Source organism: Bifidobacterium sp. UBA4282, from assembly GCF_002394995.1.
GTDB classification, from domain to species: Bacteria; Actinomycetota; Actinomycetes; order Actinomycetales; family Bifidobacteriaceae; genus Bifidobacterium; species Bifidobacterium pullorum_B.
On record NZ_DGVO01000029.1, the window covers coordinates 24,662 to 49,653 of the forward strand.

Sequence of the window (24,992 nt, forward strand, 5' to 3'; positions counted from 1 at the left end):
TCCGCTTCCGCTCACCTCTGCGCGCGCATCCCGCGCGTCCTACGTTCCGTGCGGCATACGGGACCGGGATTCAGGCCTGCCGCAAAATCTCAATGATACGGAAGCCCTTGGAGCTGGCGTATTTGCTCACCGCGAACCCGCTGCCCAACGCTCCGGCCAGCCAGGGGATCAGCGAATCGGCGCCCAGGTTCCGCTGCACCACCAGATACGCCGCGCCGCCGGCGTTGAGCCGCGGCAGCCAAGTCATCAGCAGCGTGTGCAGCGCTTCCTTGCCGATGCGGATCGGCGGGTTCGACCAGATTGCGTCGAAGGTCGTCCTCTCGGGCATCGGTTCCGCGCCGGGCACCTGCTGGTCGGGCAGCGGTGCGCCGGACTTGTCGGTCTGCACGACGTGCACGCGCCCGCAGCCGTTGCGTCTGGCGTTGCCGGCCGTCAGATCCAGCGCGCGTTCGTTCACGTCCACGGCCCATACGTCGGCTTCGGGCGACTCTTGGGCCATCGCAACCGCCACGGGGCCCCAGCCGCAGCCCAGATCCAGGAACGTGCCGTGTTCGGGCAGCTCGGGGGCGTGGCGCAGCAGCACCGAGGTCCCCAGATCAAGCCGGGAGCCGGAGAACACGCCGTTCGAGGTTTCCATGGCGGCTTCGAACCCGCGCAGCGTCACATGCAGCATGCGGCGCGCATCCTGCGAGGCGGGTGCCGCCGAGAAGTACTGTTCGCTCATTGTCGTCGATCCATCCTTGTCGTGTCGTGGGCGATGCCGGCCCGGACATCCGTCTAGCTGATTGTACGCCGGTGAGGGGAGGGCGCATCGGCGGGCGCCGGGTTGCACGGCCGGCGGCGGTGGCGGTGGCGTGCGGGCCGTCGCCGTGCACGGCCCCGATGTTGTCGGCGTGAATACGGATAATGGGGCGTTGACCTGAACCATGACTCGACGACGATGGGTGGATGTTTGACTGAACTCAACGAAGCGATGATCGACGGCGGCCAGGCGCCCGCGGAAGACGGGCGTCCCGACGCGCGCCGCGACGTGCTGTCCGAACAATCGGAGGTACTGCTCGACGACGACCGGCGCGGCTCGGGGGTCGCCGCTGACTCCGACGAGCTGTGGGAGGAGCGCGAGGGGCGCAACGCCCTGAGGCACGTCGTCGGCCTGGGTGAGATGCAGGATGTCACCGAGGTCGAATACCGCAAGGTGCGGTTGGAACGCGTGGTCTTGGTCGGCGTCTGGTCGAGCGCCGTCACCACGCAGGCCCAGGCCGAGGAGTCGCTGCGTGAGCTCGCCGCGCTCGCCGAAACCGCGGGCGCCGAGGTCTGCGACGGTCTGTTGCAGCACCGGTACCGCCCCGATGCGGCCACGTACGTCGGTTCCGGCAAGGCCAAGGAGATCGCGGGCATCGTGGCGCGCGAGGAGGCCGACACCATCATCGTGGACGACGACCTGCCGCCGAGCCAGCGCCGCGCGTTGGAGGACGTCACCAAGGTCAAGGTGGTGGACCGCACCGCCGTGATCCTCGACATCTTCGCCCAGCACGCCACCAGCCGTGAGGGCAAGGCGCAGGTGGAGCTCGCCCAGTTGCAGTACATGCTGCCGCGACTGCGCGGCTGGGGCGCCTCGCTGTCCCGGCAGGCCGGTGGACGGGCGGCGGGCGCCGACGGCGGCATCGGCTCCCGTGGCCCGGGTGAGACGAAGATCGAGATGGACCGCCGTGTGATTCGCAACCGCATCGCCCGGCTGCGCAAGCAGATCGCCCAGATGGCCCCGACGCGCGACGTCAAGCGCGGGTCCCGCCGTCGGTTCGGACTGCCCACGGTCGCTGTCGTCGGGTATACGAACGCCGGGAAATCGTCGTTGACGAACCGTCTGACCGGGTCCGCGGAACTTGTGGAGAACGCGCTGTTCGCCACCCTGGACACGGCCGTGCGTCGGGCGCGGGCCAAGGACGGCCGTCTCTACGCCTATGTGGATACGGTCGGGTTCGTGCGCCGGCTGCCCACTCAGCTCATCGAGGCGTTCAAGTCTACGTTGGAGGAGGTCGGCGAGGCCGATCTGATCCTCCATGTCGTGGACGGCTCGCATCCCGACCCGTTCTCGCAGATCGACGCGGTCAACGAGGTGCTCTCCGACATCGAAGGTGTGGGGGACATCCCCGTCATCATTGCGTTCAACAAGGCCGACATGATGGACGAGGCCGCGCGCGAACGCATCGCCGCGCTTGCGCCCGAGGCGCATATCGTCTCCGCGGCCACGGGGGAGGGCATCGAGGCGTTGCGGGCGCAGGTCGAGTCGATGCTGCCGACGCCGAACGTGCATGTTTCCGCGCTTCTGCCGTATACGGCAGGCTCGCTGCTGTCCCGGGTGAGGGAATACGGCAAGGTCGAAAGCGTGGAATACCGCGGCGACGGTGTCATGCTTGAGGCCGAGGTCGACGGCGTGCTGGCCGCGCAGATCGTGGAGCGGTCGATCGGCTGACGTGCGGCCGCATGGGTGGGGGGGGGTGCCCGTTATGCGCGGGAACGTGCCAATTATGCCTGCGAACGTGAGCAACATCACAATCCGTGGTATCGTATGTCGTTTTTGAAACGTCACATAGTGTGGATAAAGTAGCAGTGTTGTCAAGAAGAAACCCGGGCGCTCCCCGGGGGTTTGCATTCCGCTAAGAGAGGTCAACAACATGGTGGATTCCCCCATTAAGCCCACAAAGCTCGCCATTATCGGTGCCGGAGCCGTCGGCTCCACGCTGGCCTTCGCCGCCGCCCAGCGCGGTGTGGCTCGAGAGATCGTCCTCGAGGACATCGCCAAGGACCGCGTCGAGGCCGAGGTACTCGATATGCAGCACGGCTCCAGCTTCTTCCCGACCGTCTCCCTGCAGGGTTCCGACGACGTGGAGATCTGTCGTGACGCCGACATGGTCGTCATCACGGCAGGCGCCCGTCAGAAGCCCGGACAGACCCGTCTCGATCTTGCCGGCGCAACCATCAACATCATGAAGTCCATCATCCCGAGCGTGGTGAACGTGGCGCCTAACGCCATCTACATGCTTATCACCAACCCGGTGGACGTCGTCACCCATGTCTCGCTCAAGCTGTCCGGCCTGCCGTCCAATCAGATGTTCGGCTCCGGCACCAATCTGGACTCCGCCCGTCTGCGCTTCCTGATCGCGCAGCAGACCGGCGTCAACGTCAAGAACGTGCACGCCTACATCGCCGGCGAGCACGGTGATTCCGAGGTTCCGCTGTGGGCGTCCGCCACCATCGGCGGCGTGCCGATGTGTGATTGGAAGCCGCTGCCCGGCCATGAGGCGCTCGACGCCGACAAGCGCGAGGAGATTCATCAGGAGGTCAAGAACGCGGCCTACCGCATCATCCAAGGCAAGGGCGCGACCAACTACGCCATCGCCATGTCCGGCGTGGACATCATCGAGGCCGTGCTGCATGACGCGAACCGCATCCTGCCGGTCAGCTCGATGCTGGACGACTTCCACGGCATCTCCGATGTGTGCATGTCCGTGCCGACCCTGATCAACCGCCAGGGCGTGGACTCGCGCATCAACACCCCGGTGTCCGACCGCGAGCTCGCCGCGCTGAAGCGCTCCGCCGAGACGCTGAAGGAGACCGCGGCCAAGTTCGGCTTCTGACAGGCCGTCCGCCGTTATCCGTTTCCCGAGAAAGCCCCGACAAATGTCGGGGCTTTCCGCGTTGAGGCATGGGCGTACCGGGCGAGGCTCGGGTTGCATGCCGTCAGCCCCGCTATGCGGCGGCATGTCCGCGGGGGTGGGGCGCATACCGTCCTGTGATCTGCTTATTGAGAATGATAAGCATATTGAATTGGCTTTATATCAACGAAAACCTTTATTGATATATTGCAATTCTCAATAAAGCCGTCTATGGTGGGAGACGGATTGGAGGAACGGGAATGGCGCATGTGCATGGAAGTGGAAGCGTGCCCGATGGGGTCTCGCCTGACGGGAGAGGGCATCAGCGCCGTCTGGTGGCGACGCTGGCGCTGACCGGATCGGTGTTCGTGGCGGAGGTGGTCGGCGCGATCGTCACCGGGTCGTTGGCGTTGCTGGTGGACGCAGGCCACATGCTCACCGACATGTCCGTGCTGGCGGCATCGGCGCTCACCGCAGTGCTGATGCGCCGCCGGCCGAATGGCACGCGCACGTGGGGTTGGTCCAGACTGGAGGTCATCACGGCGGCCGAGGGCGCCACGGTGCTGCTGTTCGTAGGGGTGTATGCGTTGGTGGAGGCCGGCATGCGCCTGTTCGGCGGACGCAGCGAGGATGTGCACGATGTGCGCCTGTTGCTGTGCTTCGGCATTCTCGGCTTGGCGGCCAACTGCGGGTCGATGCTGGTTTTGGCGGCGAACCGCAAGGACAATATGAACATGAAGGCGGCGTTCCTGGAGGTGCTCAACGATGCGTTGGGTTCCGTGGCCGTGGTGGTATCCGCCGTGGTGATGATGGTGACCGGCTGGTCCGGGTTCGATGCGGTGGCCGGTGGTCTGATCGCGTTGCTGATGATTCCCCGCGCCGTACGGCTGCTGATTTCGGCCGGCCGCGTGCTGCTGGAGGAGACGCCCGAGGGGCTGGATCTGGATGAGGTGCGCCGTCATCTGGAGGGGGTGCCGCATGTGGTGGCCGTGCATGACCTGCACGCCAGCACCGTGGCGACCGGCATGCCGATCCTGACAGCGCATGTGGTGGTGGACCGCGATGTGACGATGCGGCAGGCCGGCGACGTGTTGGCGCGGATGCAGGATTGCCTGCGCGAACATTTCCCGGTGTCGATCGGGCATACGACCTTCCAGTTGGAGCCGGAGGGGTACGATTCCCCGAGCGCCGAACAGCTGCACACGTAGTCTGCAAGGCGATCGGGCAGCTTGCGATACGCGCGTGGCCCGTATGGTCGCTCAATGCTCATGCGGGCCGTCGGCTGCGCCTACAGTTTGCGCAACACGGTGACGACCTTGCCCATGATCTGGGCGTGGGTGCCGTCGATGGGGGAGTAGGCGGGGTTGTGCGGGATGAGCCAGATGTGGCCGTTATCCTTGCGGAAGGTCTTGACGGTGGCCTCGTCGTCCAGCAGCGCCGCGACGATGTCTCCGTTCTGGGCCGTGTTCTGTTCGCGAATGACCACGAAGTCGCCGTCGCAGATCGCGGCGTCCACCATCGAATCGCCGTGCACCTCCAGCATGAACAGGTTGCCGGTGCCGGTCAGGCGTTCGGGCAGTCGCATGACGTCGTCGACATGCTGTTCCGCGGTGATGGGCACACCTGCGGCGATGCGTCCGACCAGCGGCACGTCGCGCGACGCCGTGATGGATTCCGGGTTGTCCTGCGGCAGCGGGAACGGCACGATGGTGGCCGTCGGTGTGGGGGACTCCTCCTCGACCAGTTCGATGGCGCGGCCCTTGTTGGCGTTCATGCGGATAAGGCCCTTGTCGGCGAGCACCTGGAGCTGATGCTTCACCGACGAGGGGCTTTTCAGTCCGGATGCCTCGCCGATCTCCCGAAAGGATGGGGCGAAGCCGTGGGCGGCGACATGCGCCTTGATGGCGTCCAGCACCTTGCGCTGGCGGTCGGTCAGCTGTGCGCTGCCTGACTCGGGCGCAGGGGGTTTCGGGGTGGAGGGGGCGGTGCCCATGGCTGCTCCTTTCGTTGCGGTTGTTTCCAGCATAACGTGAAAACCATGTGAAATCAAACATCTGTTCGAGTTTGCGAGTTGTGATTGTCGAACATCTGTGCGAGAATCAGAACAGATGTTCGATAGAACGCATGTTCGAAAGGAATGGTGGTAGCCATGGTGATCGAAACAAGGATTGCGGACACCAATGCTGCGGCGGGGCGTCGTGCCACTGTGAGGGCGGAACATCATACGCGTGGCGCTGTGGCTACGCGGCATGGGCGGTTGACGGTGCGCGGACGCGTGATTGCGGTGGTACTGTCCGCTCTTCTGGCATGGGGCTGCCTCGGCATGATCGGCGCACGGGACGCGCGGTCGGACTTGGGCGCCATGCAGGTGACGACGTACACGGTTCGTCCGGGGGATACGCTGTGGGTCTATGCCTCATCGATCACGCCGGAAGGCGGCGACGTGTCGGAAACGGTGGAACAGCTGAAGGCGCTGAACAACCTCCCGTCGTCCGCGTTGCAGACAGGGCAGCGCATCGTGGTGCCATTGGCATAGCGACACGCGTGGAATCCACCCGTTCGGGGTATTCTTGAGGCCATGCACTGTCCGTTTTGCCAAAACCCCGATACGAAGGTCGTCGATACGCGTATCAGCGATGACGGCCACTCGATTCGCCGCCGTCGTGAATGCACGCATTGCGGGAAGCGGTTCACCACCGTCGAATCCACCATGTTGCTGGTATTGAAGAATTCCGGCAATGTGGAGCCATTCGACCGCAACAAGGTCATCTCCGGCGTGCGCAAGGCCTGTCAGGGGCGCCCGATCAACGAGGACGATCTCAAGGCATTGGGGCAACGTGTGGAGGAGGACCTGCGCTCCAGGGGGCTGGCCCAGGTCAGGTCCGAGGATGTGGGCCGTGCGATCCTGGAACCGCTACGCGAACTCGACGTTGTGGCGTACCTGCGGTTCGCCAGCGTCTATCAGAATTTCGATGGCCTGGAGGATTTCCAGCAGGCCATCGATCAGTTGAAGGCGCGTCAGGCCGAATAAACGCCGATCGCCGGCAGCGATCAGCGGATCACGCGTGTGCGAATCGTGCCCTCAATCGCCGCGATGGCGTCCATCGTCGCGTCGTCCGGCACCTGCGACACATCGGTGACCACATAGCCCAGCGAGCCCTGCGTGCCGAGCGACTGCGCGGAGATGTTGATGTTCGCGTCGCCGAGCACGTTGTTCATATCGGCCAGCACGCCGGGCAGGTTGGCATGCAGGTGGATGATGCGGGCTGCACCGGCGCAGTCGCCGAGGGCCAGCTGCGGGAAATTCACCGACAGTGACGTGGCCCCCTTGGTCCAGTAATCCTCAAGCCGCTGCGTCACGAAATGACCGATGGATTCCTGGGCCTCCAGCGTGGAGCCGCCGATATGCGGCGTCAGCACCATATTGTCCATATCGGCCAGCGGCGTGAGGAACGGGTCTCCGGTCTTCTTGGGCTCCACCGGCCACACATCCACCGCGGCGCCGGACAGATGTCCCGAATCCAGATGTCGCTTCAGCGCGTCGAGGTCGGCCACGAATCCCCGGGAGCAGTTGATGAAGATCGCGTCCTGCTTCATGGCGGCGAACTGGTCCTCGCCGAAGAACCCGATGTTCGACTTGCGCCCGTCCACATGCAACGTGACCGCATCGGACTGTTCGAGCAATTTCTCCAGGGTGTCGCAGCGGTGGGCGTTGCCCAACGCCAGCTTCTCGTCAATGTCATAGAACACCACGCGCATGCCCAGCGCTTCGGCCAGCACCGACAGCTGTGCGCCGATGTTGCCGTAGCCGATGATGCCCAGCGTCTTGCCCCGCACCTCATGCGATCCGGACGCCGACTTGTCCCACAGCCCGTGCTTGAGATGATGGGTGTGGGCGGGTACGCGCCGCATCAGGCAGATGATGTCGCAGATCACCAGCTCGACCACGGAACGCGTGTTCGAATACGGCGCGTTGAACACGGCCACGCCGTGCGTGCCCGCATACTCCAGATCGACCTGGTTGGTGCCGATGCAGAAGCAGCCGACGGCCGAAAGCCCGGGGCGGGCGTCGATGACCTTGCGCGTCACCGAGGTCTTGGAGCGGATGCCGAGCAGATCCACGCCGTCCAGCGCGTCGATCAGCTCGTCCTCGTTCAGTGCGCCCTTGAGCGTGACGACGTCGAACCCGTGCTTGCGTAGGGACTCGGCCGCGAACGGATGAATATTCTCCAATAACAGTGCTTGAGGCATAACCCCATGCTATAGCGGCAGCTCGGATTCGTCCGCGTTTGTCCGCAGTATAAGCAGACGCTGGGTCGGCCGGGTCATCGCCACATACAGGTCGGCCGCCGCGGTCAGGCGCGAGGGGGCCTCCTGGTCGATCGCCGCGGGTTGGACCACCATAACCGCGTCGTATTCCAGACCCTTGACGTCCTGTGTGGTGCAGACGCACACCTGCTCGTCCCACGCGTTCTGCGCATCAAGACGGGCGAACTCCTGCTCGCTGAACGCCTCCTGCAGCGCCATCCGCACCGTCTGGCGGAACGCGGCGAGCTGCGCCTGCGGCACGATAACCGCCACCCGGCCCGTGCCGTCCGACGAGACGAAGCGGTCGGCCAGTGCCACCACCTGCTGCGCCACGGCGGCATGCAGCTCGGCTTCGGTCGGCATGGTCAGCCGCTCGACCGAGTCGGGCATCGTGCGCACCGCGTTCACCGTGGAGATGTACAGGCCTTCGGAACGGGCGAACCGAGACGCCAGGTCCGAAACCTCCTGCGGGTTGCGGTAGTTGATCGTCAGCTCGTTGAGGTCCCAGTTGTCCTCGCCGAAGAGCCGGTCCATCGTGTGCCGCCAGGCGCGTGTGCCGCCCAGCGCCGAGGTCTGCGCCACATCGCCCACGATCGTGAACGAGCGCGAAGGGCAGCGGCGGATCAGCATACGCCAGTCCATCGCGGTGAGCTCCTGTGCCTCATCCACCACGATGTGCCCGTACGTCCATTCGCGGTCGGCCGCGGCGCGCTGTGCGGTGAGCTCCGCATCCATGCCGTTGATCTGGTCGACGAGCATCTGCGAGGTCACGATGCCGGAGCCGATGCCGGCCTGAGCCAAGGTGTCCCGCGCGTACTGCTCCTCCTCGGCGCGCTGGGCGTCGGCGGCCGCCTTGCGGGCCGCCGCGCGCGGGTCGGGGCCGAGCAGCTCCATGGCCTCGTCCAGCAGTGGGATGTCCGACTGGGTCAACGCGGCGCCCTTGTCCCGGGTCAGCGCGGCGATGTCGTCATCGGACAGCCACGGGGCGAACCGTCGCAGCTGAGCCGGCTTGGAGAACAGCTGGTCGATCAGCCACGGGCCGGTCATCGGCAGCCAGGCCAGATTCAACGTGTGCCTGACGGTGTCGTTCATGCGCAGCTGCTGCATGACGTCGGCGAGCTCCGGCTGCTCCGGGGTGTAGTCGAGCTGTTCGACGTACCGGGCGCGCAGGGCCTCCAGCATGCTGCGGACGAAGGTCTCGCGCGCCTTGTTATGCGGCTGGCGTGTGCGCCGCGCGTCAGCGATGGCCTGTTCGACATCGGAGGGCTTCATGGCGACCGCGAACCCGTTGATGCGGACCACCGGCAGGGTGCGGGGCACGCGTTCGCGCGCGGCGACGGCGTTGGCGATGGCCTTGGCCATGCGCTGCTCGCCCTTGAGCTGGGCGGCCCGGGGCGTATCGGTGGCGGTGGCGTTGAATCCGGGGATCAGGTCGGCGATGGTGCGGCTGACCACGCCGGTCTCGCCGAGCGAGGGCAGGACCTGATCGATGTAGTGCAGGAACGCCGAGCTGGGGCCGATGACCAGCACGCCGGAGCGGTCGAGCATGCTGCGGTGGGTGTACAGCAGGTAGGCGGCGCGATGCAGCGCCACCGCGGTCTTGCCGGTGCCCGGGCCGCCCTGGACGACGACGGCATGGCCGAGGTCGGAGCGGATGATGCGGTCCTGTTCGGCCTGGATGGTGGCCACGATATCGGTCATCTTGCCGGTGCGCCGCGAGCTCAGCGAGGCCAGCAGCGCGCCCTCGCCGGTCAGCGTGCCGGCGGACGAGGCCTTGCCGACCTGCTCGGAATGCACGTCGAGCACCTCATCCTCCACGCCCACCACCTCGCGGAAGTTCAGCGTGATATGGCGACGCATGACGATGTCGCCGTGGTGCGAGGGGGTCGCCTCATAGAACGGGCGGGCGGCCTCCGCTCGCCAATCCGTCAGGATCGGCTCATGCGTCTCGCTGGACAGGCCGATGCGCCCGATGTAGCGGCGCTCGCCGGCGGTGTTGTCGAGCCGGCCGAAGATCAGGCGGTCCTCCACGGCGCGCAGCTGCGTCAGACGGTCCTCGTACATGGTGGCGAACGAATCGCGTTCGGTGCGCTGGGTGGGGGAGCCGTGCGAACCGGCGGCCCTGACGGCGTCGAGCCGTGCGCGAGCCTGCGCGCGCAGGGCGTCGAGGCGACCGTAGGCGCGGTCGACGGTGTGCTGCTCCTCCTGCAACTGTTCGGCGTAACCCGGCATATGTACTGTCCCTTCCTCCGAAAACTCAGGCAATCCAATGTACCGCAAGGCCGCTACGAATCGTCCGGATTGCGGCGGGTGACGCCTGTGAGGCGGCCCGCCGCGGCGTCTGTCTCGCCGATATGCGTCCTCAAGTGGGAAAACCATCGGAAAAGGGTAAGTGTTTTGTGGATAAGTGGGGTTTTGTGGAAAGTCGTGGGGTAAAGTGGTGAAGCGACCCAGGTCGGAGTGTACCCAATGCCAGGCTGAAGGAGGTGGGGCTGTGAATGACGACGTCTTTGCACAGCAGCAACCTCCCGCAGGCGGTGATGACATGGATATGCTGCAACTGCCGCCGTTGCTGCTGGGCACGTTCACGCCGAAGATCGATGCGAAGGGACGCATGGCGCTGCCGGCCAAGTTCCGTTCCATGCTCGGCCGTGGTGTGGTGTTGGCCCGAGGGCAGGAGCGGTGCGTGTATCTGCTGCCGATCAGCCAGTTCCGGCATATGGCCATGCAGATCCAGCGCGCTTCGGTGGGGGACAAGGACACCCGCGACTACCTGCGTGTGTTCCTATCGGGCGCATCCGACCAGGTGCCCGACAAGCAAGGCCGTGTGCTGGTGCCGCAGATTCTGCGGGATTATGCGGATCTGGGGGAGGACATTGTGGTGATTGGCGTGGGCACGCGTGCCGAGATCTGGAACCGTGAGGCGTGGCAGACGTACCTGGCGGAGAAGGAGCAGCGCTACTCCGATATCGAGAACGACGTACTACCGGCGGTGGAATTCTGATGAACGACTATGCAACCATCCATCAACCCGTGCTGCTCGAACGCTGCGTCGAGCTGGTCGCGCCGGCGCTGGACCATGACGGCGCCGTGGCCGTGGACTGCACGCTCGGGCTGGCCGGACATACCATCGCGTTCCTCAAGGCCGCGCCGCAGGTGCGCCTGATCGGCATCGACCGGGACGCCGAGGCGTTGGCGATGGCCACCGAACGCGTGCGCTCGGAGGGGCTGGCGGACCGGTTCACCCCGGTGCATGCCGCGTTCGATGCGTTCTCGCAGGTGCTGGACGACGTCGGCGTGAAGCGTGTGGACGCCGTGTTCATGGACTTGGGGCTGTCGAGCCTGCAGATCGACGAGACGGAGCGAGGGTTCTCGTACAGCCACGATGCGCCGTTGGATATGAGGATGGACGTGTCGCAGCCGTTGACGGCCGAACGCGTGCTCGCGGAGTATGACGAGCCGGCGTTGACGCGGATCTTCAGAACGTATGGCGAGGAGCGGTACGCCCGGCAGATCGCCAGGCGGATCGTCCAGCGGCGGGACAGGGAGCCGTTGCGCACATCGGCGCAGTTGAGCGCGTTGGTGGACGAGGTGATCCCGCAGGCGCATCGGCCCGCGGGCAATCCGGCCAAGCGGGTGTTCCAGGCGTTGCGCATCGAGGTGAACGGCGAGCTGGACAAGCTGGCGTCCACGCTGCCGCAGGCCGCGAACCGGCTGGCCGTGGGCGGCCGTCTGGTGGTGGAGTCGTACCATTCGCTGGAGGACAAAACCGTCAAGACGTTCATGGCGCAGGGACTGGTGGCCGATGTGCCGCCGGGCCTGCCGGTCATCCCTCCCGACGCCCAGCCGTTCTTCAGGGATCTGACCCGAGGCGCGGTCAAGGCCGATGAAGGGGAGATCGCACATAACCCGCGTTCCGCATCCGTGCGGTTGCGGGGCGTGGAACTGACGCGACCGATTCCGCAGCGATGGCGACGCACCTTCGCGTCCGCCGCGGAGCCGCGATACTACGAAGGGGGACGATGATGGCTGCACAGGCACGAAGCGTGCATTCCTCGGCGGCGCCCGCGGGACGCCCGGACCGGGACGGCACGCCGCAGTCGCGTCCGCAACTGCACGTGGTCAACGGGCAGCGGGCCGGGGCCGGCTCGGCGGCGCGCGGTTTCAAACGTCTGCTGGAGTGGACCAGAACGAAGACCACGCCGCTGCTGCATATCACCATCGCCATCGTGTTCCTGGTTGGCACCCTGCTGGGGGCGTTGGCCCTGCGCACGCAGATGGTCGAGATCTCCTTCGAATCCAGCCAGGTGCAGACGCGGATCGAGCGGTTGAGCCAGGACGTGGAGGAGCGCCAGACGCAGCTGGACATGCTGAAGGCGTCATTGCCGGAACGTGCGCAGGAGATGGGCATGGTCCCGCAGGAGGGATCCATCTCCATCGATCTGAACGGATATCAACCCAGTGAAGGTGGAACGCAATGAGACGCGGACAGATGAGGGCCGGCAGGTATAGCGGGTTCGCCAAGCGGTGCATGGCCATCGGTGTCATTCTGGCGTTCATGGCCGTGGCATGCCTCGGGCGGCTGATCGGCATCCAGCTGCTGGACGGTCGTTCCACCGCGCAGGCGGCCACCCAGAGCCGCACCACCACGGTGCCGATCAGCGCCAAGCGCGGGCGGATCCTGGATACCAACGGCAACGTGCTCGCCCAGAGCGTGGAGCGCTACACGCTGCTCGCCGACCCCTACGCGGCCTCGCTGTTCGAACCGGTGGCCTGCGGGTCGAACCAGGCCAAGTCGCTGGGGTACTGCCACCAGATCGACGACCAGCCCGTCGGCGCCACCGGCGCGGCCGCCGTGGCGCGTCTGCTGGCCACGGTGCTGGACGGTGTGAACGCCATGGAACTCGGCGCCAAGCTCGATGGCGTCAACCGCTATCAGGTGATCCAGCGGGACATCACCCCCGAGCTCAAGCGCAAGATCGACGACCTGCATCTGGCCGGCGTGGTGTGGTGCGAGCTGAGCAGCGATCGCATCTACTCCACGGGCACCCAGCTGGGCGCGTTGCTGGGCGGTGTGGACGATGAGGGCAACGGCGTCAACGGCATCGAGCAGATGATGAACGACGAGCTGACCGGCACCGACGGATACGAGGTGTATCAGCAGGGCAACGGCGGCGAGCAGATCCCGGGCACGATGACCGACTCCGAGGCGGCCGTGGACGGCAGCGACGTGACGTTGACGATCGACCAGGACGTGAACTGGTACGTCAAGAAGGTGCTGCAGGAAGGCAGGGAGGAGTTCGGCGCGGCCTGGGCCATCGGCGTGGTACAGGATCTGCAGACCAACGAGATCATCGCCCTGGAGGACACCGACGAGATCGAGGCGGGCAGCGACGACGCCAAACTCAACGTCTCCCAGGCGGTGAGCGAGACCTTCGAGCCCGGGTCGATCGGCAAGGTCATCACCATGGCCGGACTGCTGCAGACCGGTCTGCACAAGGCCACCGACCAGTTCACGGTGCCGTACAGCATGACCAAGAACGGCCAGGAGTTCCACGACGCCACCAATCATGGCAGCGAGCATTGGACGCTGGCGGGCATCCTGCAGAACTCCTCGAACGTCGGCATGGTGATGGCGGCGGAGAACTACACCAACGAGCAGCGCTACGAGTTCCTGACCAAGTTCGGCATCGGACAGTCCACCGGGCTGGACCTGCCCGGCGAATCCGACGGCATGCTGGCCGGCGCCGACGTCTGGGACGGCCGTACCCGGGACACGGTGCTGTTCGGCCAGGGGTACACGGTGAACGCGCTGCAGCTGACCAATGTGGTGGCCACCATCGCGAACAAGGGCGTGCGGCACCAGCAGTCGCTGATCAAGTCGGTGACCGATGCGCAGGGACGCGTCACCTCCGAGGAACACGGGGACGCCGTGCGCGTGGTCGACGAGCAGGTGGCGGCGGATGTGCTCAACGCCATGGAGTCGGTGGCCGAGGAATACGACAACGTGGCCAAGGTGGACGGCTACCGCGTGGCCTCGAAGACAGGCACCGCCGAGGTCGCCGGCGCGGACGGCCGTCTGACCTCGATCGTGTGCGACTGGTCCGGCATCATCCCCGCCGACAACCCCCGCTTTGTGGTCACCGTGGTGATCAAGGACCCGCAGAAGGGCGGATTCGGCGGTCTGACCGCCGGCCCGCTGTTCGCCAGGATTGGTGAATTCCTTATGCAGAAATATGAGGTGGCCCCCTCGTCTCCGCGTACCGATGCTATTCCGGTGGATTGGTGAATTCGCTGGAGGAAAGGCTGGGCCGATGAGTGTGGTGAGCGGTTCCGGTGCATGCCGGATGACGTTGGGGACCTTGGCTTCCCGGTACGGATATGAGCTGGTGCCGCCGTCCGCGGAGGGCGTGACGGTGACCTCGCTGGCGGATGATGTCGATTCGGTGATTCCCGGCTCGCTGTATGTGCCTGCGGGGTCGGTGAATATGGAGCGGCTGGAGCACGCCGCCATGCGCGGCGCGTATGCGGCCTTGGTCCCGCAGGCGTTGCGCGGGGCGGTCGACAGGTTGTCGATGCCGCTGGTGCTGGGGGAGTGCGATGACGCGCGCCTGGCCGCGATGGCCCAGGAACTGACGGGCGCCAAAACATTGGCGATGTTCGCCTGCTACGGCGAGGAGGCCGGGCAGGTGCAACGGCAGGTGGAGCAGCTGTCCGAATTCCTGCATGTGCTCGGCAATCCGGTCGGCGTGATCAGCGCGGCGGATACGCAGTCGTTGGAGCAGTACATCGGGTTGCAGTATCCGTTGGGGGTTCTGGATGTGCAGCGTGTGCTGTCGGTGTGTGCGGAGGATGGCGCGAACGCCGTGATCGTGTCCATGGACGAGCGGACGTTGCGGCACGGCGCGCTGCATGCGGTGGGTTTGGACGTGTTCGGCGTCGATGACGTGCCCGACTCCCGTCTGCGCGAGGCCTGCGCGACGGCGTGCGACCGGTACGGTTGCGTGATGGACGAGCGCGGCAAGGCGGTGGGCAGAACCGCCGAGTCCGATGCGTTGGCGCGTCAGGCCGACGAGGGCGAGCACGGCGGGTCGTGGGAGGTGCTGTCATTGGCCATCGCCATGGCCATGGCGGCCGGTGTGCGCCGTGCGAATATCAGGAGCGCGTTGCGTGTGTCCAGGGAACTGTCCTGAAGGAGAGGAACGAATATGGCTGTGGAATCCACGATGATGCCGATGACGCTGTCCGAGATCGCCGAGACGGTCGGCGGCGGGCTGGTCATCCCGGAGGGCGTTGCCGCCACGCCGCAGACCATGGCGACCAGTGCCGTCACCGATTCCCGCGAGGTCGGTGAAGCGGGCGTCTTCGTTGCCATCGCCGGCGAACGGGTGGACGGCCATGACTTCGTGGGGCGCGCCGCACAGAGCGGCGCCGCCGTGGCGTTGGTGGCGCATCAGGTGGACGCCCCGATGGCGCAGATCGTCGTGCCGGACACGGTGGCCGCCCTGGGAGCCTTGGCGCAGCACAACATCGAACGTCGCCGCGCACTGGACACGCCGTTCACCATCGTCGGCATCACCGGCTCGGTGGGCAAGACCACCACCAAGGACATGCTGGCCGCGCTGCTTGGATCGATGGGGGAGACGGTCGCCCCCGTCGGCTCGTTCAACAATGAGATCGGCCTGCCGTTGACCGCGTTGAAGGTCGGCCCGGACACCAGGTACCTGGTGGCGGAGATGGGCGCCAATCACGTCGGGGAGATCGCCCGACTGACCACCATCGCGCCTCCGGACATCGCCGTGGTGCTGAAGGTCGGCGTGGCCCATCTGGGCGAGTTCGGCTCGGTGGAACGCATCGTGCAGGCCAAGAGCGAAATCGTGCGCGGCCTGGCCGACGGCGGCGTGGCCATCCTCAATGCCGATGATGAGCGCGTGGCCTCCATGAGCGCCCAGGCGCCGGGAGAGGTGCTGTGGTTCGGCGTGCAGGACGAGCGGGCCCTGGCCTCCGGCTGCTCGGCGCGTGACATCGGCACCGATGCCTTGGACCGTCCCCGCTTCACGTTGTCCACGCCCGATGGCGCCGCCACGGCGGTGCGCTTGGGCATCTGCGGACGCCACAACGTCATGAACGCGTTGGCGGCGGCCAGCGTGGCATTCCGACTGGGCATGCCGCCGGCTCGCATCGACGAGGTACTGGAGGGCCTGACGCGCATCAGCCCCCATCGCATGGCGGTGTCGACCGTCGAGCGCAGCGGTGCCTCCTTCACCCTGATCGACGACTCGTTCAACGCGAACCCCGATTCGATGCGCGCGGGTCTGGACGGCCTGATGGCGTGGGGTGCCGGGGAACAGACCGCGCCGTACCGTGTGGCCGTGCTGGGGGCCATGCTGGAGCTGGGCGCGAACGATCTGGAGCTGCATCGCGGCGTGGGCGAATACGCCGCCCGGTGCGGCGTGGACGCCGTCGTGGCCGTCGGCGGCACCGCCGGCGCGCATCTCGACGCGCTGGCCGAAGCGGTCGCACAGGGGGCAAAGCGCGCGCAAACGGGCACGACCCCGGCGCACCCGTCGATAGACTGGGTGCATGACGCCGATCAGGCCGATGCCGCGGTCGTTCGTCTGGCGCGGGAGCACGGGAATGCCGTGGTGCTGCTCAAGGGGTCGCACGTCTCCGGGTTGAGCGCGTTGGCCGAACGCTGGACCGCATAGCGGTCGGACGGACCGGGAAAGGGAATATGACGCGAATGGAGTACCGCAGGTGATTGCACTCATTATCGGAATTCTGGTCTCACTGGTAGTGACGATCGTCGGCACGCCGCTGCTGATCAGGCTGGTCCACAAGCTGCACTACGGCCAGTACATCCGGCAGGATGGTCCCCAGTCGCATCAGGTCAAGCGCGGCACCCCGACGCTGGGCGGCGTGGTGATCAACCTGGCGATCGTGTGCGGCTGGCTGGCTTCGGCCATCTACCGGCATATCGTATCCGGCGAGGCGTTCTCGCTGTCGGCCATGCTCGTGCTGTTCGCCATGCTGTCCATGGGCGTGCTGGGCTTCATCGACGACTTCGCCAAAGTGCGCAAGAAGCAGAACGAAGGCCTGTCCGTGGCGGGCAAGTTCATTGGGCAGTTCATCTTCGCCACCCTGTACGCGGTGCTGGCGCTCATCATCCCCACCCGGTCCGGGTTCCCCAGCGCCCAGGCGGGCATGAGCTTCATCGAGGAGCCGTTCTTCAGCTTCGAATTCGCGGGCAGGATCGTGGCGACCGTCCTGTTCGTCATCTGGGTCAACTTTCTGATGACCGCCTGGACGAATGCGGTCAACCTGACCGACGGGCTGGATGGGCTGGCCACCGGCTCGTCGATGATCGCATTCGCCGGATACGGCGTGATCGCGTTCTGGGAGAGCTACCATCTCAAGGGAGCTGGCCATGAGGGGTTCGCCTACGCGGTCTCCGACCCGCTGGACCTGACCATCATCGCGCTGTGCGCCGCGGTGGCCTGTTTCGGTTTCCTCTGGTACAACTCGAACCCCGCCACCATCTTCATGGGGGACACCGGCTCGCTGGCTCTGGGCGGGCTGTTCGCGGCGATGTCCATCGCCACGCACACCGAGTTCCTGGCCATCATCGTCGGCGGTCTGTACGTCATCGAAGCCCTGTCCGACGTCATCCAGGTCGGCTATTTCAAGCTGACGCACAAACGCGTGTTCAAGATGGCGCCGATCCACCACCATTTCGAGCTGCTCGGCTGGACCGAAGGCAAGGTGGTGGTGCGGTTCTGGATGGTTGAACTCATCTTCGTGCTGGTCGGCCTCGTAGTGTTCTACGGCGACTGGGTGGCACGGTCCGGTCTGGTGTGAGGCCCGTGCGTGCAATGGGCCGCGGGCATGGGAGGACAATGAATATGCAGAGGAACGATTGGTCGGGCATGACGGTGGTCGTGGCCGGTCTGGGCGTGTCCGGGCGGAGCGTGGCCGAGGTGCTGGCGCCGCGCGTGGCGCGGGTGATTACGGTGGACGAACATCGGCCCGAGGCGGATGTCCATGCGTTCGACGACGTGGACTGGGCCGGGGTCGACCTGGTGGTGACCTCGCCGGTGTTCAATCCGCGCACCCCGTTCATCCTGGAGGCGCAACGCCGGTCCATCCCGGTGATCAGCGAGGTGGAGTTGGCCTGGCGGCTGCGCGTGGACAGCGACCGGACCGGCGCGCCCGCGGCATGGATCGGCATCACCGGCACCAACGGCAAGACCTCGACCACGGAGATGACCTCGCAGATGCTCAACGCCTGCGGGTGGCACGCGCCGGCCGTGGGCAACATCGGCAAGGCCGTGTCGCATGCCGCCGTCGACGCCTCCTACGATGCGCTGTGCGTGGAATTAAGCTCGTTCCAGCTGCATTTCACCGATTCGCTGGAACTGGACTGCGCGGTGATCACCAACTTGGCTGCGGACCATCTGGATTGGCACGGCGGCATGGACCGGTACGCCGCCGATAAGGCGAAGGTCTATCACCGCGTCAAGCGAGCCCTGGTCTACAACGCCGACGACGCGCGCGTCACCGAACTGGCCCGGCGGGCGCAGCCGGCCGACGGATGCCGAATGGTGGGGTTCACCCTGCACGCGCCCGATGAGGGGCAGATCGGCATCAGCGACGGTTGGATTGTGGACATGAGCGGCGTGGCGGGTACTCCCGCCGGACAGGCGCTGCGCATCGCCCAGGTCCGCGACTTCCCGCACCTGTGCGAGCCGGACGGTACGGTATACCCGCATCTGCTGGCCGACGCGCTGGCGGCCCTGGCGCTGGTGCTGGGATTGGGCGCTGATCTGGATCATGCCGTGCAGGCGTTGCGCGACTTCACCCCCGGAGGCCACCGCATCCAGACCGTGGCCGTCCGGCACACCGCCGAAGGCGATATCCGTTTCGTGGATGATTCCAAGGCGACCAACGCCCACGCGGCCGCGGCGTCCCTGGGCAGTTTCGGTTTCAAGAGCGTGGTGTGGATCGCGGGAGGCCTGGCCAAGGGCGGAAGGTTCGAACAGTTGGTGGCCGATCAGGCGGCGCGTATCAAGGCGGCCGTCATCATCGGCGCGGACCAGCTCCCGATGACCGAGGCCTTCGCCGCCAGCGCCCCGGATATCCCGCTGACCCTCATCGACCCGTCGGACAACGAGACCGTGATGCGGCGTGCCGTCGAGGCGGCCGGTGCCTACGCCGCCCCGGGTGATGTGGTGCTGATGGCCCCGGCCTGCGCATCCATGGACCAGTTCGTCTCCTACGCCGACCGAGGCGACCGGTTCGCCGAGCAGGCTCGGGAATGGGTGAGCACCCATGCCGAAGCCTAGACAGATTCGTTCCGCATCCTCGGACCGCGCGAAGGGCACGGGAAAACCGAGGAAACGAGAGGCGGCGGAGGGGTTCCAGCGGTATACGGGCTGGCGCAGCCTGCTCAACCCGCTGTGGTGCTACCACGGCTTCCGGGTGGCGGTGCTCGCGCTCACCTGCTTCGGCGTGATCATGGTGTTCTCCAGCTCGTCCGTGGATATGGTCTCCCAAGGCGCGTCCCCGTGGCGGCAGGCGCTCAGCCAGGGCGTGTATTGCGTGATCGGATTGGTGATGGCCTTCATCGCCATGCACGTGCATTGCCCGATCTACCGCCGACTGGGCATTGCGGGCATGGGCTTTTCGATGGTGCTGCAGGCGCTGACGCTGACGCCTCTGGGCATCACCCAATACGGCAACACCGGGTGGATCGGCATCCCCGGCGTGTTCACGCTGCAACCCGCCGAGGTCATGAAATGCGCGCTGTGCATCTGGCTTCCCTCCGCCATGATCGCCGCACGCAAACGGTATGAGCGCGAGGGCGTCAAGGCGTATCGGGCTCCCGGGATCGTGTATTTCGTATGCCTGGGACTGGTCATGCTGGGCAAGGATATGGGCACCGGCATGATCATCGTGGCCATCGGCATCGTGGCGTTCCTGATCGGCGGATTCCCGCTGAAATGGCTGCTCGCCGGCATGGCCGTGGTCGGTGCGGCCGCCGCGGCGTTCGTGATCTCGAGTCCGAACCGATTGAACCGAGTCCTCGCCGCCTACACGGCCTGCACCGGTTCGGACGCGCAGGACGTGTGTTACCAGTCCATCCACGCCCGGTACGCCATCGCCTCGGGGGGACTGCTCGGCGTGGGCATCGGCAACTCCCGCGAGAAATGGAACTACCTGCCCGCCGCCCATAACGATTTCATCTTCGCGATCATCTGCGAGGAGACCGGATTCATCGGCGGGGCGCTGGTGATCTTGCTGTTCGTGGTCATCGGATGGTGCCTGATCGCCATGGCGCTGCAGATGCGGGACCGGTACGCCTCGATGGTGCTGATCTGCATCGCCGCCTGGCTGGTGGGGCAGGGGCTGGTCAACATCGCCGTGGTCGTCGGCCTGCTGCCGGTCATGGGCGTGCCGATGCCGTTCGTCTCGGCGGGCGGCTCCTCGCTGATTATGTGCCTGGCGGCGGCGGGGGCCGCGGTGAGCATGATGCGGGAGCATCCGCAGGTCAAGGCCGAGCGGGTCAAGGCGTGACGCGCGGACATGGACATTGCGGGCAGGAACCGCTGCCGAATGCCTTGCCGGGGCCTGCCCGTGGACTAAGCTCGTATGCTATGAGCAATCGAATGCACCGCATCGTATTGGCCGGCGGCGGTACGGCCGGACATGTCAACCCGCTGCTGGCGGTGGCCAACGCCATCCGGGCCAAGGACCCTTCGGCGGATATCGCGGTGATTGGCACGGCGGTCGGCCTGGAGCGCGACCTGGTCCCGCAGGCGGGATTCGAACTGGAAACCATCGAGAAGGTGCCGTTCCCTCGCCGCCCCAATATGGCCGCGTTGCGGTTCCCGATGGCTTGGAAGCGGGAGACGGCCAGGACCAGGCAGATCCTGGAACGTCATCAGGCCCAGGTGGTGGTGGGTTTCGGCGGGTACGCCTCCGCCCCGGTGTACGCATCGGCGCATGCCATGCGGATCCCGATCTTGATCCACGAGCAGAACGCGCGCGCCGGCATGGCCAACAAGCTGGGCGCCCGTTGGGCCGACTACATCGGCACCGCATACGAGGGAACGGGGCTGAAGGCGCGTCGGGGTGCCGTGATCGAACGGGTGGGGCTCCCGTTGCGCCCGGCTATCGCGCAGCTGTGCGAGCGGCTGGAATCCGACCGTGAGGGCGCCCGCCGTCAGGCGGCGGAACAGCTGGGCCTGGACGCGAACCGTCCGGTGGTGGTGGTGACCGGCGGCTCGCTGGGCGCCGCCAACATCAACCGCGCCGTGGCGGCCTCGGCCTCATCGTTGCTGCAGCATGCGCAGATCGTGCATCTGACCGGCAACGGCAAGGCGGACGAGGTGCGTGAACTGGCCTCGGTCAGCGCGGGGGATGCGGCCATCACCGGATTGGACGCCTCTCACGCTGGGGACGGGGACTACCATGTGGCCGAGTATCTGGAACGCATCGATCTGGCGTTCGCCTGCGCCGACCTGGTGATCTGCCGTTCCGGCGCGGGCACGGTGAGCGAGCTGACGGCGTTGGGCCTGCCGGCGATCTACGTGCCGCTGCCGATCGGCAACGGCGAGCAGCGTTTCAACGCGCAGCCCGTGGTGGAATCGGGAGGCGGCATGATGGTGGCCGACCGCGAATTCACCAAGGAATGGGTGGTCGACCATGTGCCGGGATTGCTGGCCGACAGCGGCCGTCTGTCCGGATTCGCCGAAGCCGCATGGCGTTACGGCATCCGCGACGCCGCCGAGACCATGGCCTGCCGCGTGCTGGAGGCGGCGGAGCGTCAGGCCGCGTAGCGCAGGGGAAAACGCAGAACCAGAAACAGTGCAGGAAGGACTTCCAGTGTCAGAACAATCAGCCGTCGAGGCAACCATCGAGCTCGATCCGACCCGTCCGGCCTTCGGACCCGACGAGCGGATCGGCGATCTGGGTCGGACACATTTCATCGGCATCGGCGGCGCCGGCATGAGCGTGCTGGCCGAGATGCTGCACGAGCAGGGCGTCGTCGTCGACGGATCCGACCGCGAGCCAAGCCTCAAAACCGATCGGCTACAGTCGCTGGGCGTCACGGTCCAGTTCGGGCAGCGCGCGCAGAACGTGGCCGGCGCCGAAACCGTGGTCTATTCGAGCGCCATCAAGCCGGACAATCCGGAGATTGTGGCGGCGCATGCGGCCGGTGCCCGCATCGTGCATCGCAGCGACATCCTGGCCCTGCTGATGGCCGCCAAACGGGCCGTCACCGTGGCCGGCGCGCACGGCAAGACCACCACCAGCTCGCTGCTCGCCCACATCCTGGTCAACGCGGGAACCGGGGAGCTCGCCGACCCCAGCTACGCCATCGGCGGTTCCATCCAGTCGCCGGACGGCACGAACCGTGACGGCGGCCATGCCGGACACGGCGTGGTGCTGGTGGCGGAGGCCGACGAATCCGACGGCAGTTTCGCCAAGTACCGTCCCTCCATCGCCATCGTCACCAACGCGGAACCTGACCATCTGGACCATTACGGCACGGCGGACCGGTACCACCGGGCCTTCGTCGACCACATCGGCCACGCGAGGGACGCGGTTGTCATGTGCGCCGACGACGAAGGCTGTCTGGAGGTCCTGCGGGCCGTGGGCGCGGACGTCGCCGGACGGGTCGTGGTCTACACCACCCAGGATCCCGATACGCTGGGCGACCTCAACGGTGCGGTTGCGGTCCGCATCGAATCGGAACGGGAACGCGAGCGCACCGGTTGCGAATGCTTCACGCTGCGCATCCCGCCGGCGCTGGCCGACGGCGCGGAGCTGGAGGTGCCCGTGGAACTGTCCATCCCGGGTATCCATAACGCGCGCAACGCTGCCGCCGCCATCATCGCAGCGGGGATGCTGGGCATGCCGTACGAGCATGCCGCACAGGCCGCCGCCTCGTTCCTGGGTGCGGCGCGCCGCTTCCAGGTGTGCGGGTGCGTGAACGGGGTCACCGTCGTGGACGACTACGCCCACCATCCCACCGAGATCGCCGCGCTGCTCGACGCGGCCCGGCGTCGGTATCCGCAATCCCGCATCCATGTGCTGTTCCAGCCGCACCTGTACTCGCGCACCCGGATCTTCGCCGCGCAGTTCGCACAAGCGCTCTCGAAGGCCGACGACGTGATTGTGGCCGGCATCTTCCCCGCACGTGAGAAGCAGGAGGACTTCCCCGACGTCTCGGCCTCGACCATCGTCCAGGCCGCGGGCGCGGACCGTTGCGCGGATGCGGGGGAGTGGATCCGCGCCGTCGAGGATATGCGGCAGGCCGCCGTGCGCATCCTCGACACCGTTCGGACGGGGGATGTGGTGATCACCGTCGGCGCCGGCGACATCAACCGGATGGACGACGTGCTGCTGCATGAACTGTCGGCGCGCGCCGGCGGGATGGAATCCTGATGGCGGGGCGACGGGTCGTCTCCGGTGCGGCGGACCGCAAGCCTGCGGTGGCGCCCGCTCGTTCGGCGCGGTCCGTGCGCTCGACGGAGTCGTCCCCGAAACGCAGCGGGCAATCCGATCCCGGTGAATTCGTCGACGTCAGGCGCCTGCAGGGCGAGGACCTTGTCGCCAAGACGCTGAACCAGACCCGCGGGCCGCTCGGCGTGGTCACGCGTCCGAAGGTCGTGGATTTCCGCGCCCGTCTGAAGGAACGCCGCAAGGCGACCGCGCGCGTGATTCTCCTGCGGGCGGTCGCCGTAACCGCCGCGCTGGCCGCCGTGGCCGCCTTGGTCTGGCTGCTGTTCTTCTCCCCGGTGTTCCGGCTGGAAACCGGCGGCATCCAGGTGTCCGGCGGCAACGAATGGGTCAGCGAGGAGCAGATCATGCAGATCGCCGGCAAACAGACCGGCAAATCGCTGCTCCTGGTCTCCAGCGACGACGTCATCGACCAGCTGGACGACATCCCCGGCGTCACCGAGGCCAAGGTGAGTAAGCAGTTCCCCGACCGTCTGCGCGTTACGGTCCGGGCCCAGCGGCCCGCCGCCATGCTGCGCGACTCGGACGGGTCCATGACCGCGGTCGACAGCAAGGGGCGCGTGCTCAATTCCGTCGGGAACGTATCGGTGGAAGGCATTCCGGTGGTGGATGTCGGCGATGTCGACCAGGGGCTGTCCGACCAGGCGGTGCACGAGACCCTGTCGATCCTGGGACGACTGGACGAGTCGATGCGGCAGCGTATCTCCTCGGTGAGCGCGCAGACGCAGGATTCGATCACCACGGTGCTGGATGGCGGCAACTACACCATCGTCTGGGGCGACTCCTCCGACCTGAAACTGAAGAAGGCCGTGGTCGACAAGATCATCAACGACCCCAACGTCATTGGGGACAAGCACCAGGTGGATGTCTCCGCGCCGCTGCGTCCCATCATCAAGTAGCTTCGGCGGGGCATGTCCGGCAGACGTGCCCCGCCCCTCGGAGGAAACCGGGGGCGGGGGCGGGATGATGCCGAATCCTTAGCGGGGCCGGGCCATCACCGCCGTATCGAGCGGGATGGTCACCGGGCCGTCGTTGGTCAGCGACACCCGCATATGGGCGGCGAACCGGCCCTCCCGGACAGTGAGCCCATGGCCGCGCAACGCCTCGTCGAGGCGCAGCCAGACGTCCCGCGCATGGTCGGGCTGCCCGGCCTCCACGAAACTCGGACGGTTGCCCCGCCGCACGTCGCCGTACAGCGTGAACTGGGAGATGGACAGCACCTCGCCGCCCACATCGAGCACCGAGCGGTTCATCCTGCCCTCGTCGTCATCGAAGATCCGCAGATTGGCGATCTTGCGGGCCGTCCAGCTAATCTGCTCGGGCCCGTCGTCATCGCTGACCGCAACCAGCAGCACCAGTCCGGGGCCGATTCGCTGCGGTTCGAAGGAGGCGTCCGGTTCGCCGGTCGCCGCGTCGACCACGTCCACACCCGCCGAACTCACGCGTTGAATGACCACTCTCATACCGGCCATCATACCTGCTTCGGCGCGGATAAGGCGGGCG

At 66.4% G+C, this 24,992-nt stretch carries 22 protein-coding genes; 17 read left to right on the top strand and 5 right to left on the bottom strand.

The window, feature by feature from the left end:
* Nucleotides 1-70: 70 nt before the first annotated feature.
* Nucleotides 71-724 carry a class I SAM-dependent methyltransferase gene (locus B4C31_RS04155; protein WP_291531453.1) on the bottom strand — a complete coding sequence of 218 codons (654 nt, stop codon included), beginning with the start codon at nt 722-724 and terminating at the stop codon, nt 71-73.
* 249 nt (nt 725-973) lie between these two features.
* Here B4C31_RS04155 and hflX point away from each other — a divergent pair, with 249 nt between their 5' ends.
* The 3 genes from hflX (at nt 974) to B4C31_RS04170 (ending at nt 4,864) form a co-directional block, all read left to right on the top strand.
* Nucleotides 974-2,473: a GTPase HflX gene (gene hflX, locus B4C31_RS04160; RefSeq protein WP_291531498.1), complete on the top strand. Its 1,500-nt coding sequence runs from the start codon at nt 974-976 to the stop codon at nt 2,471-2,473.
* A 202-nt stretch (nt 2,474-2,675) separates the two neighbouring features.
* Complete coding sequence (locus B4C31_RS04165; protein WP_291531454.1) at nt 2,676-3,638, top strand: L-lactate dehydrogenase; 963 nt, start codon at nt 2,676-2,678, stop codon at nt 3,636-3,638.
* 278 nt (nt 3,639-3,916) lie between these two features.
* A complete protein-coding gene (locus B4C31_RS04170; protein ID WP_291531455.1) occupies nt 3,917-4,864 on the top strand; it encodes a cation diffusion facilitator family transporter in 948 nt (315 codons plus the stop codon).
* An 80-nt stretch (nt 4,865-4,944) separates the two neighbouring features.
* Here B4C31_RS04170 and lexA read toward each other — a convergent pair whose 3' ends face one another.
* Nucleotides 4,945-5,649 (bottom strand): transcriptional repressor LexA, encoded by a 705-nt coding sequence (gene lexA, locus B4C31_RS04175; protein ID WP_291531456.1) that lies wholly within the window; start codon nt 5,647-5,649, stop codon nt 4,945-4,947.
* 156 nt (nt 5,650-5,805) lie between these two features.
* On the opposite strand from lexA, the gene B4C31_RS04180 reads away from it, so the two are divergent.
* A complete protein-coding gene (locus B4C31_RS04180; RefSeq protein WP_291531457.1) occupies nt 5,806-6,192 on the top strand; it encodes a LysM peptidoglycan-binding domain-containing protein in 387 nt (128 codons plus the stop codon).
* Nucleotides 6,193-6,234: 42 nt separating this feature from the next.
* Nucleotides 6,235-6,687: a transcriptional regulator NrdR gene (gene nrdR, locus B4C31_RS04185; protein ID WP_291531458.1), complete on the top strand. Its 453-nt coding sequence runs from the start codon at nt 6,235-6,237 to the stop codon at nt 6,685-6,687.
* 20 nt (nt 6,688-6,707) lie between these two features.
* Here the strand turns inward: nrdR and serA are convergent, their stop codons facing one another.
* Nucleotides 6,708-7,907 (bottom strand): phosphoglycerate dehydrogenase, encoded by a 1,200-nt coding sequence (gene serA, locus B4C31_RS04190; protein ID WP_291531459.1) that lies wholly within the window; start codon nt 7,905-7,907, stop codon nt 6,708-6,710.
* A 9-nt stretch (nt 7,908-7,916) separates the two neighbouring features.
* On the bottom strand, nt 7,917-10,196 hold the full coding sequence (locus B4C31_RS04195) for a HelD family protein (protein ID WP_291531460.1): 2,280 nt from the start codon (nt 10,194-10,196) through the stop codon (nt 7,917-7,919).
* Between the two features lie 313 nt (nt 10,197-10,509).
* Between B4C31_RS04195 and mraZ the strand changes: the two genes are divergently transcribed.
* From mraZ to B4C31_RS04255, 12 genes are all read left to right on the top strand, one after another.
* Entirely contained in the window at nt 10,510-10,968 is a 459-nt protein-coding gene (gene mraZ, locus B4C31_RS04200) for a division/cell wall cluster transcriptional repressor MraZ (RefSeq protein ID WP_051912030.1), read from the top strand.
* Entirely contained in the window at nt 10,968-11,990 is a 1,023-nt protein-coding gene (gene rsmH / locus B4C31_RS04205; protein WP_291531461.1) for a 16S rRNA (cytosine(1402)-N(4))-methyltransferase RsmH, read from the top strand. Before mraZ ends, rsmH begins: the two co-directional genes overlap by 1 nt.
* A complete protein-coding gene (locus B4C31_RS04210) occupies nt 11,990-12,445 on the top strand; it encodes a hypothetical protein (protein WP_129238272.1) in 456 nt (151 codons plus the stop codon). Before rsmH ends, B4C31_RS04210 begins: the two co-directional genes overlap by 1 nt.
* Nucleotides 12,442-14,253, top strand: coding sequence for a peptidoglycan D,D-transpeptidase FtsI family protein (locus tag B4C31_RS04215; RefSeq protein WP_291531462.1), 1,812 nt, complete (start codon nt 12,442-12,444; stop codon nt 14,251-14,253). Before B4C31_RS04210 ends, B4C31_RS04215 begins: the two co-directional genes overlap by 4 nt.
* Nucleotides 14,254-14,278: 25 nt before the next feature.
* Entirely contained in the window at nt 14,279-15,157 is an 879-nt protein-coding gene (locus tag B4C31_RS04220) for a UDP-N-acetylmuramyl peptide synthase (protein ID WP_291531463.1), read from the top strand.
* 33 nt (nt 15,158-15,190) lie between these two features.
* On the top strand, nt 15,191-16,672 hold the full coding sequence (locus B4C31_RS04225; protein ID WP_291531499.1) for a UDP-N-acetylmuramoyl-tripeptide--D-alanyl-D-alanine ligase: 1,482 nt from the start codon (nt 15,191-15,193) through the stop codon (nt 16,670-16,672).
* Between the two features lie 49 nt (nt 16,673-16,721).
* The gene (mraY, locus tag B4C31_RS04230; RefSeq protein WP_033509762.1) at nt 16,722-17,822 is read left to right on the top strand and encodes a phospho-N-acetylmuramoyl-pentapeptide-transferase; all 1,101 of its coding nucleotides are present in this window, start codon (nt 16,722-16,724) and stop codon (nt 17,820-17,822) included.
* A 44-nt stretch (nt 17,823-17,866) separates the two neighbouring features.
* The gene (murD, locus tag B4C31_RS04235) at nt 17,867-19,306 is read left to right on the top strand and encodes a UDP-N-acetylmuramoyl-L-alanine--D-glutamate ligase (RefSeq protein WP_291531500.1); all 1,440 of its coding nucleotides are present in this window, start codon (nt 17,867-17,869) and stop codon (nt 19,304-19,306) included.
* Nucleotides 19,293-20,537 carry a peptidoglycan glycosyltransferase FtsW gene (locus tag B4C31_RS04240; protein ID WP_291531464.1) on the top strand — a complete coding sequence of 415 codons (1,245 nt, stop codon included), beginning with the start codon at nt 19,293-19,295 and terminating at the stop codon, nt 20,535-20,537. Before murD ends, B4C31_RS04240 begins: the two co-directional genes overlap by 14 nt.
* An 80-nt stretch (nt 20,538-20,617) precedes the next feature.
* Complete coding sequence (gene murG / locus B4C31_RS04245) at nt 20,618-21,802, top strand: undecaprenyldiphospho-muramoylpentapeptide beta-N-acetylglucosaminyltransferase (protein WP_291531465.1); 1,185 nt, start codon at nt 20,618-20,620, stop codon at nt 21,800-21,802.
* A 46-nt stretch (nt 21,803-21,848) separates the two neighbouring features.
* Nucleotides 21,849-23,414 (top strand): UDP-N-acetylmuramate--L-alanine ligase, encoded by a 1,566-nt coding sequence (gene murC / locus B4C31_RS04250; RefSeq protein WP_291531466.1) that lies wholly within the window; start codon nt 21,849-21,851, stop codon nt 23,412-23,414.
* The gene (locus B4C31_RS04255) at nt 23,414-24,388 is read left to right on the top strand and encodes a cell division protein FtsQ/DivIB (RefSeq protein WP_291531467.1); all 975 of its coding nucleotides are present in this window, start codon (nt 23,414-23,416) and stop codon (nt 24,386-24,388) included. The genes murC and B4C31_RS04255 overlap by 1 nt, the downstream gene beginning before the upstream one ends.
* Nucleotides 24,389-24,466: 78 nt before the next feature.
* Here the strand turns inward: B4C31_RS04255 and dtd are convergent, their stop codons facing one another.
* Nucleotides 24,467-24,952, bottom strand: a complete 486-nt coding sequence (gene dtd / locus B4C31_RS04260; RefSeq protein ID WP_291531468.1) for a D-aminoacyl-tRNA deacylase — start codon at nt 24,950-24,952, stop codon at nt 24,467-24,469.
* Nucleotides 24,953-24,992: the final 40 nt, after the last annotated feature.